This window comes from Ornithinicoccus hortensis, assembly GCF_006716185.1.
Classification (GTDB): domain Bacteria; phylum Actinomycetota; class Actinomycetes; order Actinomycetales; family Dermatophilaceae; genus Ornithinicoccus; species Ornithinicoccus hortensis.
On the sequence record NZ_VFOP01000001.1, the window covers coordinates 1493978 to 1509635 of the forward strand.

Consider the following 15658-nt stretch of genomic DNA (forward strand, 5'->3'; position numbering starts at 1 on the left):
CGAGGCCGCTCGTGGCGCCATACATCGACGAAGCACTGCTGGACGACCCGGACGAACTGCTGCGCAAGGACAGCCGGCAGACCCTGCGGGCGCTGGCCACCGCCGGTGCCCAGGTGCGCGAGAGCGTGACGCTCACCGAGGAGGCGGGGCTCACCCGGCTCGCCGAGCAGGACCGGCCCAGGTCCGTGCTGGTCGCCGCGCTCGGCGGGTCGGCGCTGGTGGCCGACGTGCTGGAGCTGCTGGCCGAGCCGGGGTCCCCGGTGCCGGTGCAGGCGCGCCGCAACCTGCCGCTGCCCGGCTGGGTGGGGCCCCTGGACCTGGTCGTGGCGGTCTCGTTGTCCGGCAGGGCGCCCGGGCCCCTGGCGGTCGCCGCGGAGGCGGCCCGGCGAGGGGCCTCGCTGCTCACCGTCGGTGCCGACGACTCGCCGCTGGCAGAGGTGTGCCACCGGGCGCGAGGAGTCCACGTGGGGATCGGCCGGGGCCGGGAGAACTCGCGCACCTCGTTATGGACACTGCTCACGCCCGCGCTGCTGGGGGCGGACGCCATCGGCCTGATCGACTGCACGCCGGAGACCATGACCGAGGTCGCGCGGCGGCTGGACGAGCGGGCCGAGGCCTACCGACCGACGTCCGAGAGCTTCGTGAACCCGGCCAAGCTCCTGGCGGTCCAGCTCGCCGAGACGGTGCCAATGGTGCTGGGCGACGGGCCGATGGGTGGGGTGGCGGCAGCCCGCGCCTCCTCGATGCTGGCCCGCACCGCGCGCATCCCGGCGGCGTTCGGTGAGCTGCCGGACGCGGCGAGCCAGATCGTGGCCTGCTTCGACGGGCCGTACACCCGGATCGGCGGCCGCCGACCCGGCACCTATGACAACGCGCGGATCCGGCTGGGGGACATCGACACCAGCACCTGGGAACCCCGGCACTTCGACACCCCCGACGGCCCCCTGCTGGAGGAGCCCCGCGGCCCGCAGGGGCACCCCGGCGACGACATCTTCGCCGACCCCTACCTGGACGGGCCCTCCCCGCCGCAGCTGGGGCTGCTCGTGCTGCGGGACGCCCCCGCGACCCCGCCGACCCGCGAGTCGGAGGAGGGACGGGCGCTGACCGACGCCGTGTTCAGCACCGCCCGGGAGGCCGGGGTGCGGGTGATGGAGGCCCAGGCCGAGGCGGGCCAGCCGATCACCCGGCTCGCCGACCACGTCGCCACGGTCGACTTCACCGCCACCTACCTGGCCCTGGGCCTCGGCCTCGACCCCTCGGTCTCCCCGCACGTCGCGGACCTGCGCGACCGCACCCGTTAGGGGGCTCGGAGCGGCTGCAGGATTATCGGGTCACCCGGTAATCCTGCGCTTCGTAGGAGAAACTTCCCGGTCGATAGCGCCAGGTTTCGGGGTAACCCGATAATCCTGCAGGGCCGGCCGAGCGTCAGTCGGCGGTGCGGACGGTCGAGCCGGTGACGCGGGTCAGCAGCGGGGCGGTGGCCAGGAGGGACAGCCAGACGATGCCGATGCCGGCGGCGAGCGCGGCGGCGATGACCAGCCCGGAGAGCGGGTCGGTGAGGAGCGCGATGCCCGACAGGGGCGCGATCAGCAGGGCGGCCACCAGGGCCGAGCCCAGCGAGACGACCCGCAGCGGGGAGAGTACGGCGCGACGACGGGCGGTGTCGACCCGGCTGCGGGGCATCCCCATCCGGTCCAGGCTCACGTAGAGGTCGCGCCGGTCCAGGATGTCCGCGGACTGGTTCACCGCGACCGAGGCGGCGACGGTGACGAACGAGATCACCAGGGTCAACAGGATCCCGGTGCGCAGGTCGACCAGCATGATGGCGTCCTCGCGGGCCATCGGGCCGGTCCCCGCCATCCCGTTGCTGAGCGCCAGACCGACCCCGGCGAAGACGGCGACGAAGGAAGTCAGGGAGACGCCGCTGACCTGGCGCCAGGCCGCCTTGGGGGAGTCCAGCACGGTGCGGGCGGCGAGCAGCCGCTCGGCCGACTTCGGTCCGGAGGCGGTGCGGGCCTGGCGGCGGGCGATGGTGCGCAGCACCCAGGGCCCGAGGGTGTTGAGGACCGCCATGGTCACCCCGAAGGTCGCGACGAGGCCGATCACCAGGCCGACGATGTCCTGGGCGTCTCCCAGTTGGTCGCCGGCCACCAGCCCCAGCCCGACGGCCAGCAGGATCGCCACCACCCGCACGAGGCTCATCCGCGGGGCGTCCTGCCGGGTCCGGACCCCGAGGGGTGAGACGACCACGGTCCGCAGGCCGACCAGCGAGCTGACGGCGGCCATGACGACCAGCGCCACGACGCAGAGCACGGTGCCGGGGACGCCCAGCAGGACGTTGCCGGCGCCGAGCCGGCTGTCATGGAAGGAGACCAGGCCGACCAACGGTGCGAGCAGCAGGTGGCCGAGGACCCCGGCGAGGGTGCCGGCGGCGGCCAGCAGGGTGGACTCCAGGACGGTCATCGAGGTGACCGTGCTCGTGGGGGCCCCGAGCAGGCGCAGCGTCGACAGGTGCTCGTCCCGGCGCCGGGCCGACAGCCGGGCCGCCGACCCGCACAGGGTGAGCAGCGGGATCACCAACAGGATCACCGCGAGCGCGGCCAGGCTCTGGTAGGTCTCGGCCATCGGGCCCCGGATCGTGAAGAAGAACCGGGCGCCGCCCAGCACCGTGAGCATGAGCGCGGTGACCACCCCGAAGGCGGCCACGGGGAGCAGGAGCGCACCGCGGTCGGTGTCACCGCCGCGACGCAGGAGCAACAGCGTCAACCGGGCGGCGGGCCTCATGCGACCACCTCCGCGGGACGGGCGCCACCGGCGTGCTCCTGGACGACCAGGCCGTCGCGCAGCCGGACCACCCGGTGGCACCCGGCGGCGACCTGCTCGTCGTGGGTGACCACGACGAGGCTGCGACCCGCCCCGACGGTGGTGTCCAGCAGGGCCTGCATGACCTGGGCCGAGGTGCGGGAGTCCAGGGCACCGGTCGGCTCGTCGGCGAAGACCACCGCGGGGCCGGTCACCTGGGCACGGGCCACGGCGACCCGCTGGGCCTGGCCGCCGGACAGCTGCCCGGGGCGACGGTCCTCCATGCCGGCGAGCCCCAGGTGGTGCAGCCACCGGGCCGCCTCCGCCTCGGCGGCGCGGCGCTCGGTGCCGCCCAGCAGCAGCGGAAGGGCGACGTTCTCCACCGCGGTGAGCTCGGGCAGCAGGAGCCCCTGCTGGAAGACGAAGCCGTAGTGGTCGCGACGCAGCCTGGCACGTCCCTCCGGAGGGAGTTGGTGCACCTGCTGGGGCCCTTGCGGGGCGTGCAGGGTGACGGTGCCGTTGTCCGGCGTGATGATCCCGGCCAGGCAGTGCAGCAGGGTGGTCTTGCCCGACCCGGAGGCCCCCATCACGGCGACCGCCTCGGCCACGCCGATCTGGAGGGACACCCCGGCCAGGGCCACGGTGCTGCCGTAGGTCTTGGTGAGGGACTGCGCGGTGAGTACTGGTGTGAACATGTCATCCAGGGTGCGCCGCGCGGGGGGCCCGGCGCGTCGGACCGGGGGACCGACCTGGCGGGGCGGGCCTGCGACCGCGGTCGGGGCACCGGCCCCACGGCATACGACCCAGGGGTGAGCCGCGCTCAGCCCCGGGAGAGCAGCGCGACCTTCTGGAAGATCTTGGCCGACATGTGCGTGGTGAGGGTCTCCACGTTGCTCACCGTGTCCAGCACCCGCCCGTCGGAGGTGTCCTCGGCGCACAGCGCCGCGGTCTTGGCGACCAGCGACAACAGCTCGGTGCAGTAGTCCAGGTAGTGGTGCAACTGGTCCTCGGTGAGGTCGTGCGGCTCGCTCTGCTCCGTGGCGCGGTAGCCGACGCGGAACCGTTCCGGCTCCTTGGTCAGCTGGTGCATGTCGACCACGTGCGCCAGCGAGCGGAGCCGGTAGAGCAGGGCGAGCGTCTCGCCACGCTGGGACCGCTCGGGCGCTCCCACAGGAAGAGCACGGCGATCGCCACGAAGACCACGTTGTTGATGCCGCTCTCGACCAGCGGCACCCAGTCCACGGCGTGCCCGGGGCTGGTCGCGACGACGTCCACCACGGCCAGGGCCGCGGCGCGGCGGTGCAGGCGGAGGACGGTCTCCCGGACCCGGTCGACCTCCAGGTGCTGGTACACCGGGTCGTTGTCAGCTGGCTGCCTCAGCACCGGCACAGCGTATGCCGTGCCGTCGCCCGACCCGCTCACCCGCCCGACCCGGCCGTCCCGCCCCGGAGGGCCGGGTCGATACTGGGGGCACCGCAACACGAGGAGGTGGAGGCGCCGTGAGCAGCGACCAGGCGAGCGACAACCGGAGCACCCGGGAGCTCGAGTCGGGCATCGAGCGCGACTTCAGCAAGAACCTGTCCTACGGGGAGTACCTCGACCTGGAGCGGGTGCTCTCCGCCCAGCACCCGCGCGCCGTCCCGCCGCGGCACGACGAGCTGCTCTTCATCATCCAGCACCAGACCTCCGAGCTGTGGCTGAAGCTGATGCTGCACGAGCTGCGCTCGGCCCGGGAGCTGATCCGCGCGGACGAGACCAAGCCGGCGCTGAAGCGGTTGGCCCGGGTCAAGCACATCCAGGTCACGCTGACCGAGCAGTGGTCGGTGCTGGCCACCCTCACCCCCAGCGAGTACGCCGAGTTCCGCTCCTTCCTGGCCACCGGGTCGGGCTTCCAATCCTGGCAGTACCGCTCGGTGGAGTTCATCCTCGGCAACAAGAACCCCGACATGCTCAGCGTGTTCAAGCACAACCCGACGGTGCAGCAGGAGCTGGCCGACCTGCTCCACGAGCGCAGCCTCTACGACGAGTTCCTGGCCTACCTGGCCCGGGAGGGCTTCGCGGTGCCCGCGGAGGTGCTGGAGCGGGACTGGCAGCAGCCGTACACCTCCCAGGAGGGGGTGGTGGACGTGTTCCGCACGATCTACAACGACACGCACCGCTACTGGGCCGCCTACGAGATGGCCGAGGCGCTGGTGGACGTCGAGGACAACTTCCAGTTCTGGCGGTTCCGGCACCTGAAGACGGTCGAGCGGATCATCGGGTCCAAGCGCGGCACCGGCGGCTCCTCCGGGGTCCCCTTCCTGCGCAAGGCCCTCGAGCTCACCTTCTTCCCCGAGCTGTATGCCGTGCGCTCGCGGATCCAGGACGTGGAAGCACCCGGCTACCACCACCACTAGGTGAGCAGCCCCCTGCCCGCGCGGTCCCGGGTCGTCGTCATCGGCGCCGGCCAGGCCGGGCTATCGGCCGCCTGGTTCCTGCGCCGCGCCGGGCTGGCGCCGGGCGAGGGCTACGTCGTGCTGGACCACAACGACGCCCCGGGCGGGGCCTGGCAGCACCGGTGGCCCTCGCTGACGCTGAGCACCGTCAACCGCGTGCACGACCTGCCCGGAATGGCCCTGGCGGACGCCGTCGACGACACGGGCGGCCGGGTGCGCGCCGCCGACGCCGTCCCCCGGTACTTCGCCGCGTACGAGTCCCGCTTCGACCTGCCCGTCCACCGGCCGGTCGGGGTCCGCCTGGTCCGGTATGCCGACGGCCGGGGAGGTCCGCCGGACTTCGTGGTCGAGACGGACGCGGGGGAGGTCCGGGCGCACGGGATCATCAACGCCACCGGCACCTGGGAACGACCGTTCCGGCCGTACTACCCGGGCCGGGACGACTTCTCCGGTGAGCAGCTGCACACCGCGGACTACCGCACGCCGGAGGCCTTCGCGGGACGTCACGTCGTCGTGGTCGGCGGCGGCATCTCCGCGGTGCAGCTGCTCGTCGAGATCGCCGCCGTGACGACCACCACGTGGGTTACCCGCCGGGAGCCGGTGTGGACGGAGGAGGAGTTCACCCCCGAGCGGGGCAGGGCGGCCGTCGCGCTGGTGGAGGAACGGGTCCGCCAGGGGTTGCCGCCCGGGTCGGTGGTCTCCGTGACCGGGCTGCCGCTGACCGAGCCGATGCGGCAGGCCCGGCGGGCCGGGATCCTGCATCGGCGCCCGATGTTCGAGCGGATCGTGCCCGACGGCGTGCAGTGGTCGGACGGCACGCTGCAACGGGCCGAGGTCATCCTGTGGTGCACCGGGTTCCGCACCGCGCTGGACCACCTCGCACCGCTGCGCCTGCGCGGGCCCGGGGGCGGGATCGTCCTCGACGGGGCCATCCCCACGCGCGTCGCCGGGCACCGTCGCCTGCACCTGCTCGGCTACGGCCCCTCGGCCAGCACGATCGGTGCCAACCGGGGCGGTCGGGTGGCGGTCCGGGAACTGCTGGCGACCCTCGGCATACATTGAGGGCATGAGCGCCACCGACGAACCCACGGCCTGGGACTGGGCCGACGCAGCAGCCCGGCTCGACCGGGAGGATCCGCTCGGGTCGTATGCCGAGCAGTTCGAGACCGCGGAGGGCGTGGTCGCCTACTTCGACGGCAACTCCCTGGGCCGACCGGTGCGCGGGGTGGCCGACCGGATGGCCGCCTTCGTCCGGGAGGACTGGGGCACCCGGCTGATCCGCAACTGGGACGAGGCGTGGATGCGCTGGCCGGAGGAGACCGGGGACCTGGTCGCCGCCGCGGCCCTCGGGGCCGCACCCGGGCAGACAGTCGTGGCCGACTCCACGACGGTGCTGCTCTACAAGATGCTGCGGGCGCTGGCCGACGCCCAGGTCGCGGCGGACCCGCAGCGCACCGAGATCGTGGTCGACACCGACAACTTCCCGACCGACCGCTACGTCGCCGAGGGGATCGCCGCCGAGCGGGGGATGCGCCTGGTCTGGATCGAGGCGGACCCGGCGACCGGGGTCACGCAGGAGCAGGTGGCGCAGGTGGTGGGCGGGCGCACCGCCGTGGTGCTGCTCAGCCACGTCGCCTACCGCTCCGGCTACCTCGCCGACGCACCCGCGATCACCACGGCGGTGCACGCGGCCGGCGGGTTGGTGCTGTGGGACCTGTGCCACTCCGCCGGCTCGGTCCCGGTCGAACTGGATGCCTGGCAGGTCGACGCCGCGGTGGGCTGCACCTACAAGTACCTCAACGGCGGGCCGGGGTCCCCGGCCTTCGCCTACCTGGCGCAGCGGCACCAGGCGACGGTGCGCCAGCCGGTGCAGGGCTGGATGGGGCGGCGCGACCCGTTCCTGATGGGGCCTGGCTACGAGCCCGCCCCCGGGGTCCGTTCCCTGGTGAGCGGCACCCCACCGGTGGTCGCCATGGTGCCGGTCCGGGCGGGGGTGCAGATGCTGGCCGAGGCCGGCATCGGGGCCGTCCGCGAGAAGTCCCTGGCGCTGACCGACTTCGCCTGGGACATCGTGGCGTCCTGGCCCGCCGAGCTCGGCGTCAGCATCGCCTCGCCGCGGGAGCACGAGTGCCGCGGCGGCCACATCACCATCCGCCGGCACGACTTCGCGGAGGTCAACCGCGAGCTCTGGCAGCGCGGGGTGATCCCGGACTTCCGGGAGCCCGACGGGCTGCGCCTGGGCCTGGCGCCGCTGTCCACCACGTTCGCGGAGGTGGCCGCCGGGCTCGCGGTGGTCCGGGGGCTGATCGGTCCCTGAGCGGGACGTAGGGTGCTGCCGTGACGGACTTCGACCTCGTGATCATCGGCAGCGGCTCGGGCAACTCTCTGGTCACGCCCGACTTCGACGGGTCGCGGGTGGCCGTGGTGGAACGGGGCACCTTCGGCGGCACCTGCCTCAACGTGGGCTGCATCCCGACCAAGATGTTCGTGTATGCCGCGGACGTCGCCACCACCATCCGGGAGGCCTCCCGCTACGGCGTCGACGCCACCCTGGACGGGGTGCGCTGGCAGGACATCCGGGACCGGGTCTTCGGCCGGATCGACCCGATCTCGGCCGGGGGCCGGGACTACCGGGTCGACGGACCCAACACCACGGCATACCTCGGGCAGGCCACGTTCACCGGCCCCGGACAGCTCGAGGTCGAGATCACCCAGCCCGGTGGGGAGCACGCGGTCGGCCAGCGGGTCCCGATCACCGGGAAGCAGATCGTGCTCGCCGCCGGCAGCCGCGCGGTCGTGCCGGACGTGTTCACCGACTCCGGTGTGCCGTTCCACACCTCGGACACCATCATGCGGATCGAGGAGCTGCCCGGCAGCCTGGCGATCGTCGGCGGTGGGTTCATCGCGGCCGAGTTCGCGCACGTGTTCTCGGCGCTCGGGGTCCGGGTCCACCAGATCGCCCGCGGTGACGCGCTGCTGCGACACCTGGACACCGAGATCAGCCAGCGGTTCACCGAGCAGGCCCGGCAGCAGTGGGACGTCCGCCTGAACACCCAGGTCACGGGGCTGAGCGAGCAGGACGGTGGGACCGTGCTCGCGCTGTCGGACGGCACCGAACTCGCGGTCGACCAGCTGCTGGTGGCCGTCGGGCGGGTGCCGAACAGCGACGGGATGGGCCTGGACCTGGCCGGGGTCGAGGTCCATGACGACGGGCGGATCAAGGTCGACGAGTTCGGGCGCACCGCGGCGCAGGGCGTCTGGTCGTTGGGCGACGCGAGCTCGCCCTACCAGCTCAAGCACGTGGCCAACCACGAGGCGCGGGCGGTCGCGCACAACCTGGTCCACCCCGAGGACCTGCGTGCCTTCGACCACCGGTACGTGCCCTCGGCCGTCTTCACCCACCCGCAGATCGCCACCGTCGGGCTCACCGAGGACGAGGCCCGCGCGGCCGGGTACCGGGTGAGCGTGAAGGTGCAGAACTACGGCGACACGGCATACGGCTGGGCGATGGAGGACACCACCGGGATCGCCAAGCTGGTCGGGGACGCGGACACCGGCCGGATCCTGGGCGCGCACCTGATGGGGCCGCACGCATCCAGCCTGATCCAGCCGCTGATCCAGGCGATGAGCTTCGACCAGCCGGCGCAGGCCGTGGCCCGCGGGCAGTACTGGATCCACCCCGCGCTCGCCGAGGTGGTGGAGAACGCCCTGCTCGGCCTGCAGTCCTCCTGACCGTTCTCCGCAGGTCGGGACCGTACGATAGGGCCGGACCCGACTGAACCCGAGGACTACGGAGCACGCAGCGATGACGTTTGACTATCAGGTCAAGGACCTGGCGCTGGCCCCCGCCGGCCGGCACCAGATCCGACTGGCCGAGCACGAGATGCCCGGCCTGATGGCCCTGCGCGAGCGGTATGCCGGGAGCCAGCCCCTGGCCGGCGCCCGGATCGCCGGCTCGCTGCACATGACCGTGCAGACCGCGGTGCTCATCGAGACGCTGGTCGCCCTGGGCGCGCAGGTCCGCTGGGCGTCCTGCAATATCTTCTCCACCCAGGACGAGGCGGCCGCCGCGGTCGTCGTCGGTCCGGGCGGCACGGCCGAGGACCCGCAGGGTGTCCCGGTCTTCGCCTGGAAGGGCGAGACGCTGCCGGAGTACTGGTGGTGCACCACCCAGATCCTGGACTGGCCCGGTGACGAGGGCCCCAACATGATCCTGGACGACGGCGGCGACGCCACCCTCCTGGTCCACAAGGGCAAGGAGTGGGAGGCCGCCGGGGCGGTCCCGACCGCCACCGAGGAGGACCCGGAGGAGTACCAGGTCATCCTGCAGACGGTGCGCGAGACCCTCGAGTCCCAGCCGCAGCGGTGGACCACCATCGCCGAGGGGATCAAGGGCGTCACCGAGGAGACGACCACCGGTGTGCACCGGCTCTACCAGCTGCACGAGGCCGGCGAGCTGCTGTTCCCGGCGATCAACGTCAACGACGCGGTCACCAAGTCCAAGTTCGACAACAAGTACGGCTGCCGGCACAGCCTGCTCGACGGCATCAACCGGGCCACCGACGTGCTCATCGGTGGCAAGGTCGCCGTGGTCTGCGGCTACGGGGACGTCGGCAAGGGGTGCGCGGAGGCGCTGGCCGGCCAGGGTGCCCGGGTCATCGTCACCGAGGTCGACCCGATCTGCGCGCTGCAGGCCGCGATGGAGGGCTACCAGGTCGCCCGGCTCGAGGACGTCGTCGACAAGGCCGACTTCTTCGTCACCACGACCGGGTGCAAGGACGTCATCACCGCCGAGCACATGCTGGCCATGAAGGACAAGGCCATCGTGGGCAACATCGGCCACTTCGACAACGAGATCGACATGGCCGGCCTGGCCCGGGTGCCGGGCGTGCAGCGCACCGAGATCAAGCCCCAGGTCCACGAGTGGACCCTCCCGGCACAGGGCGCGGACGCGCCGTCCGGCGAGCGGGACGAGCGCTCGATCATCGTGCTGTCCGAGGGCCGGCTGCTCAACCTGGGCAACGCCACCGGTCACCCCAGCTTCGTGATGTCGAACTCGTTCGCCAACCAGACGCTGGCCCAGATCGAACTGTTCACCCGGCCCGAGGAGTACCCGCTGGGGGTGCACGTGCTGCCCAAGCAGCTCGACGAGGAGGTGGCCCGGCTGCACCTGGAGGCACTGGGCGCCGAGCTCACCGAGCTGACCAAGGAGCAGGCCGAGTACCTCGGCGTGGACGTGGCCGGACCGTACAAGCCGGACCACTACCGGTACTGACCCGGAGCGACCTGCGATGAATCCCAAAGTGCTTGTCGTCGACGATGACCAGGCCCTGGCCGAGATGCTCGGCATCGTGCTGCGCAAGGAGGGTCTGGACGTGGCGCACTGTGCCGACGGCGGTCGTGCCGTGGCCATGTTCCGCGAGTTCCGCCCCGACCTGGTGCTGCTCGACGTGATGCTTCCCTCGATGTCGGGCGTGGAGGTGTGCCGGCACCTGCGGGCCGAGTCCGGCGTGCCGATCGTGATGCTCACCGCCCGCACCGACACCCGAGACGTGGTGGCGGGGCTGGAGGCCGGGGCCGACGACTACGTCGTCAAGCCGTTCAAGCCGCAGGAGCTGCTGGCCCGGATCCGGGCCAGGCTGCGCCGGACGGAGAGCAACCAGACGGAGCAGCTGCGGGTCGGCGACATCGTGATCGACGTGGCCGGGCACACCGTGAAGCGGGACGGGGAGACCCTGCCGCTCACGCCGCTGGAGTTCGACCTGCTGGTGGCCTTGGCGAGCCGGCCCAACCAGGTGTTCGACCGGGAGTCCCTGCTGGAGAAGGTCTGGGGCTACCGCCACGCCGGTGACACCCGGCTGGTCAACGTGCACGTTCAGCGCCTGCGCTCCAAGATCGAGAAGGACCCGGAGAACCCGACGATCGTGCTCACCGTGCGCGGCGTCGGGTACAAGGCCGGAGGGTCCTGAGCCCGATGCCCGCACCCGGGCCGACCGGCGGGGGCCTGCCCACGTGGTGGCGGTCCTCCCTACGGGTGCGGGTCATCACCTCCACGATGGCGCTGGGCATCGTCCTGGTGCTGCTGCTGTTCAACCTGCTCTTCGCCCAGATCGCCCAGGGGCTGGTGGGACAGGCCGTGGACACGGCGAGCCGGGACGCGGCGCAACGGGTGCGGCAGGCGCAGGAACAGTTCGACGCGATCGACCGCCGGGACAACTCCAGCCTGAACAACACCGCCTTCGACGTGGTCGGCGCCGTGGCACCCGCCGACCAGCAGACCCGGGCGGTGCTGGCCCGGTCCATCGGCAACGACCGGGAGGCGATCATCAGCACCAACACCTCCTCCGACATCGGCCTCGGGGACGTCCCGATGCAACTGCGGGAGGCGCTGGAGGCGGAGGAGGGCACCCAGCAGCTGATGGTGACCGAGGTCGAGCTGGGGGAGGGCCAGCCGATGCCCTCGGTGCTGATCGGGTCGCGGGTGGACATCCCGCGCGCCGGGGCCTACGACCTGTACCTCGTCTACCCGATGGCCCGGGAGCAGGAGACGCTCGACCTGGTCCGCCGCTGGTTCGTGGTGGGTGGCCTGGGCTTCCTGGTCCTCGTGGGGGGCGTGGCCTGGCTGGCCTCCCAGATGGTGACCGCGCCCGTCGGCCGGGCCGCCCGGGTCAGTCAGGAGCTGGCCACCGGGCGGCTCGACGAACGGCTCCCGGTCACCGGCTCGGAGGACGAGCTGGACCGGCTGGCGCTGTCGTTCAACACGATGGCCGACAGCCTGCAGAACCAGATCCGCCAGCTGGAGACGCTGTCCCAGCTGCAGCAGCGGTTCGTCTCCGACGTGTCCCACGAGCTGCGCACCCCGCTGACCACGATCCGGATGGCGGGCGAGGTGCTGCACGCGTCCCGCGACGAGTTCTCCGGTCCGGTCGCCCGGTCGGCGGAGCTGCTGTACGGCGAGCTCGGCCGGTTCGAGGAACTGCTCACCGAGCTGCTCGAGATCAGCCGCTACGACTCCGGGGCGGCCGACCTGGAGATGGACCGGGTCGACATGGTCGGCGTGGTCAACAGCGCGGTCGCCGGCGTCGCCACCCTGGCCCGGCACAGCGGGAGCACGATGACGGTGCACAGCAGCCGGCCCTCGCTCCCGGTCGACATGGACCAGCGGCGGATCTCCCGGATCCTGCGCAACCTGCTCGGCAACGCCATCGAGCACGGGGAGGGTCGGCCCATCGAGGTCGCCGTCGGTCGGGACGACCTGGCGGTGTCGGTGTCCGTCCGGGACCACGGCATCGGCCTGGACGCCGAGCAGCTGAGCCACGTCTTCGAGCGGTTCTGGCGGGCGGACTCGGCCCGGACCCGCACCACCGGCGGCACCGGGCTGGGGCTGGCCATCTCGATGGAGGACGCCAAACTGCACGGGGGGTGGCTGCAGGTGACCAGCCGGCCCGGCGAGGGCGCGCTGTTCCGGCTGACCCTGCCGCAGGCGGCGGGCAGCGTCGTGCCCGAGCCCCCGCCCCCGGTCCTGCCGCCGGCGCCGCGTCCGGCGACCGAGGCCCCGGAGCCGGACCGGACACCGGTCCGGCAGGTCACCACCCCGAGCAGGACGGAGGAGTCCCGATGAGGAAGCACCGCGCGCGGCCCCGCACCCGGCGCCGGGTCCTGGTCTCCGCGCTGGCCGCCTCGGCGGTCTTCCTGGCCGGGTGCGCCGGGTTGCCGATCGACAACACGGTCGAGCCCGGCCTCCCGGTGCTCGGGCAGGCGCAACAGGGCGTCCAGGTGATCACCGACGGCCCGGAGGACGGCATGGACCCCGGCCAGATCGTGCGGGGTTTCCTGCGGGCCAACCAGGGCTTCACCGACGACCACGACACGGCCCGGGACTACCTGACCGACGAGATGGCCGGGCAGTGGCAACCCACCTCCCAGGTCCTCGTCTACGGCGGGGACATCCAGGTGTCCACGGACGGTGACCGGGTGATGGCGCGGGTGTCGGTCGTGGGCACCGTGGACGAGGACGGCCGGCTCACCGAGACCCCCAGCGGGACGGTGCTGAACGAGTACTTCGAGATGACCCGGGTCGGCGGGCAGTGGCGGATCCAGGACCTGCCGACCAGCTTCGGGCTGTGGCTGACCCGGCCCGACTTCGAGCGGCTCTACCGGGCCCTGACCGTCAACTATGCCTCGTCCACCTCCGACGAGTTCGTGGCCGACGTGCGGTGGTTCCCCCGCTACCCCCAGGCGGCCGGGCTACCGACGGCGCTGGCCCGGGCCCAGCTGGAACCGACCCCGGAGCACCTGCGCGGTGCGGTGCGCAACGGCATACCGACCGGCCTCGACCTGGTGGCCGGCGGGGTGCCGGTCGACCCCGCGACGGGGGTGGCCACGGTCGACCTGAGCGGCCTGGGGTCCGGGAGCTCCACGGAGCAGCAGCAACTCATCTGGGCCCAGTTCGCCCGCACCCTCCGGCAGGCGCCGGGCGTCAGCGGGGTGCGGATCCAGGCCAACGGTCGGACCCTGCCGGTCGACGCCCCCGAGGAGGACTCCGTCGGGGACCCCGCCGATATCGGGTTCACCGACCCCCGGCCGGCGGTCGACTTCGCGCTGCGGCGGGTGCGTAACGAACTGACCATCGTCGACCCGGCCAACTACCGGCTGGCGGAGTACTCACCCACCGGCGGGGAGGAACTGCCCGAGCTGCCCAGCGTCCCGATCCGGTGGGTCAACCTGGCCACCGACCCGGAGGTGACCGACTTCGCCGCGGTGTCCATCGACCGGGAGACCGTCTGGCGGTGGCGGGCCGGCAACGAGCAGGAGATGCGGCAGATCGGCACCGAGCTGACCGGCCCGAGCTTCGACGGGGCCGGGCACTTCTGGATCGCCGGGGCGTCGGGGGAGCGGCCGCGGGTCTGGGTGGTGGACCTCTCGGTCTCGCTGAACCAGGCGGTGGCCCGGCCGGTCGAGGCGGAGTGGCTCACCGAGCGCTGGCAGGTGCTGGACTTCGAGGTGGCGCCCGGCGGGCAGCAGGCGCTGATCCACCTGCGGGACCGGGTGTCGGGGCGGGAGGAGCTCGGGCTGACCGGGATCGTGCGCACCGGCGACGGCGACCCCGACGACGCGGGCGACCCGGTCTCGCTGACCGAGCCGGAGCCGCTGGCCCCCACCCTGCAGACGGTGACCAGTGTCGGGTGGCTCAACCCGTTGACGCTGGTGGCGCTCGGGCAGCGGCGGGAGGACACGGTCGTCACGCCGTTCCTGGTGCCCGTCGGTGGTTTCCTCGAGCCGTTCGCGCCGATCCCCGGGGACACCCCGACCGCGATCCGCGGCGTGCCCGGTGACGAGGAGGTCGTCCTGGTGCTCACCGAGCAGGGGCGGATCTACCTGCCGGAGGCCAGCACCTGGGAGACCTACCGGCCCGGCGACGACCTGGTGATCCCGGGCCACTGACCCGGGCGGGCCGCTCGTCCACAGCGGGCGGGGAGGACCGGAGCGTCCACAGGCAGGTTCGGCGGTCGGCGCGCCGGGGCGCGCGCGACCGACGATTCGGTATGCCGTCAGCCGCGCCCTTCGCCTCCCTCACCGACCTGGTCGACCTCGTCCTGCCGCGGGAGTGTGGCGGGTGCGGGACCGTGGGGGAGCGGTGCTGCCCGGCCTGTCGGGCGGTGCTCGCGGGGGCCTCTCCGCGGCCGTGGCGGCCGGACCCGTGCCCGGACGGTTTCCCCCGGGCCTGGGCGGGGCTGCCCTACGAGGGACCCGTCCGGCAGTTGGTGGTGACCTGGAAGGACGGGGGGCGTCGCGACCTCACCCCGGTGCTGGGCCACGTCCTGGCCCGCTGCCTGGCGGCCGCGGTCGCCGAGCTGCTCGACGTCGGTCTCCTGACGGCCGGGGCGGGCCGGGTGCCCGGGGCACCCGCGTTGCTCGTCGTGCCGGCACCCTCCTCGAGGGCGACGACCCGGCAGCGCGGGGACCGGCCGCTCGTGCAGCTGTGCCGTGTCGCCGCACGTGCCCTGCCGCCCGGTCTCACGCGGCTCCTGCCGGCCCTGCGGCAGGGCCGGGCGGTGGCCGACCAGGCGGGTCTGGACCAGCGCGCCCGGGCCGTCAACCTCGCCGGATCCATGGTCCTGGTCCCCCGGACGGAGCGCCGCGTGGCCGGGGCGCACTGCCTGCTGGTCGACGACGTCGTGACCACCGGCGCCACCCTGGCCGAGGCGACACGGGTGCTGCGCGGCGCGGGTGCGCGCACGGTGGTGGCGGTCACCGTGGCCGCGACACGGCGCTGGTCAGCGTCCTGACCACCGGGGCTGTCCTCACCCCAGGCGGGGGGCTAGTGTGTCTCCATGGAGCAGGTTCTCGGCCCTCGGACCGCACGGCGGCCGGGGCCGGGCCGGGTCCGCAACGATCTCCCGGAGGGGGTGGTGGCGAGA

14 protein-coding genes are annotated in these 15658 nt (G+C 72.9%); 10 read left to right on the plus strand and 4 right to left on the minus strand.

Features of this window, described 5'->3' with window-relative positions; all coding sequences use genetic code 11:
* The first annotated feature begins 11 nt into the window (after positions 1-11).
* Positions 12-1301 carry an SIS domain-containing protein gene (locus tag FB467_RS07045; RefSeq protein WP_141784465.1) on the plus strand — a complete coding sequence of 430 codons (1290 nt, stop codon included), beginning with the start codon at positions 12-14 and terminating at the stop codon, positions 1299-1301.
* Positions 1302-1425: 124 nt separating this feature from the next.
* Here FB467_RS07045 and FB467_RS07050 read toward each other — a convergent pair whose 3' ends face one another.
* The 4 genes from FB467_RS07050 to FB467_RS07065 all read right to left on the minus strand — a co-directional run bounded on the left by FB467_RS07050 (position 1426) and on the right by FB467_RS07065 (position 4185).
* Positions 1426-2784, minus strand: a complete 1359-nt coding sequence (locus FB467_RS07050) for an FtsX-like permease family protein (RefSeq protein WP_141784466.1) — start codon at positions 2782-2784, stop codon at positions 1426-1428.
* Positions 2781-3497, minus strand: coding sequence for an ABC transporter ATP-binding protein (locus tag FB467_RS07055; protein WP_141784467.1), 717 nt, complete (start codon positions 3495-3497; stop codon positions 2781-2783). Before FB467_RS07055 ends, FB467_RS07050 begins: the two co-directional genes overlap by 4 nt.
* 125 nt (positions 3498-3622) lie before the next feature.
* Positions 3623-3892: a hypothetical protein gene (locus FB467_RS07060; protein ID WP_141784468.1), complete on the minus strand. Its 270-nt coding sequence runs from the start codon at positions 3890-3892 to the stop codon at positions 3623-3625.
* Positions 3880-4185: a hypothetical protein gene (locus FB467_RS07065; protein ID WP_141784469.1), complete on the minus strand. Its 306-nt coding sequence runs from the start codon at positions 4183-4185 to the stop codon at positions 3880-3882. The genes FB467_RS07060 and FB467_RS07065 overlap by 13 nt, the downstream gene beginning before the upstream one ends.
* A gap of 116 nt (positions 4186-4301) precedes the next feature.
* Here FB467_RS07065 and kynA point away from each other — a divergent pair, with 116 nt between their 5' ends.
* From kynA to FB467_RS07110, 9 genes are all read left to right on the plus strand, one after another.
* Complete coding sequence (kynA, locus tag FB467_RS07070) at positions 4302-5198, plus strand: tryptophan 2,3-dioxygenase (protein WP_228393403.1); 897 nt, start codon at positions 4302-4304, stop codon at positions 5196-5198.
* The gene (locus FB467_RS07075; RefSeq protein WP_141784471.1) at positions 5199-6299 is read left to right on the plus strand and encodes an NAD(P)-binding domain-containing protein; all 1101 of its coding nucleotides are present in this window, start codon (positions 5199-5201) and stop codon (positions 6297-6299) included.
* Between the two features lie 4 nt (positions 6300-6303).
* The gene (locus tag FB467_RS07080; RefSeq protein WP_141784472.1) at positions 6304-7554 is read left to right on the plus strand and encodes a kynureninase; all 1251 of its coding nucleotides are present in this window, start codon (positions 6304-6306) and stop codon (positions 7552-7554) included.
* 20 nt (positions 7555-7574) lie between these two features.
* Positions 7575-8969 (plus strand): mycothione reductase, encoded by a 1395-nt coding sequence (locus FB467_RS07085; protein WP_141784473.1) that lies wholly within the window; start codon positions 7575-7577, stop codon positions 8967-8969.
* Between the two features lie 73 nt (positions 8970-9042).
* Positions 9043-10512 (plus strand): adenosylhomocysteinase, encoded by a 1470-nt coding sequence (ahcY, locus tag FB467_RS07090; RefSeq protein ID WP_141784474.1) that lies wholly within the window; start codon positions 9043-9045, stop codon positions 10510-10512.
* A 16-nt stretch (positions 10513-10528) separates the two neighbouring features.
* Complete coding sequence (mtrA, locus tag FB467_RS07095; protein ID WP_141784475.1) at positions 10529-11206, plus strand: MtrAB system response regulator MtrA; 678 nt, start codon at positions 10529-10531, stop codon at positions 11204-11206.
* Between the two features lie 5 nt (positions 11207-11211).
* Positions 11212-12858 (plus strand): MtrAB system histidine kinase MtrB, encoded by a 1647-nt coding sequence (gene mtrB, locus FB467_RS07100; protein ID WP_141784476.1) that lies wholly within the window; start codon positions 11212-11214, stop codon positions 12856-12858.
* Positions 12855-14681 (plus strand): LpqB family beta-propeller domain-containing protein, encoded by a 1827-nt coding sequence (locus FB467_RS07105; RefSeq protein ID WP_141784477.1) that lies wholly within the window; start codon positions 12855-12857, stop codon positions 14679-14681. The genes mtrB and FB467_RS07105 overlap by 4 nt, the downstream gene beginning before the upstream one ends.
* Before the next feature lie 101 nt (positions 14682-14782).
* Positions 14783-15526: a ComF family protein gene (locus tag FB467_RS07110; protein ID WP_141784478.1), complete on the plus strand. Its 744-nt coding sequence runs from the start codon at positions 14783-14785 to the stop codon at positions 15524-15526.
* Positions 15527-15658: the final 132 nt, after the last annotated feature.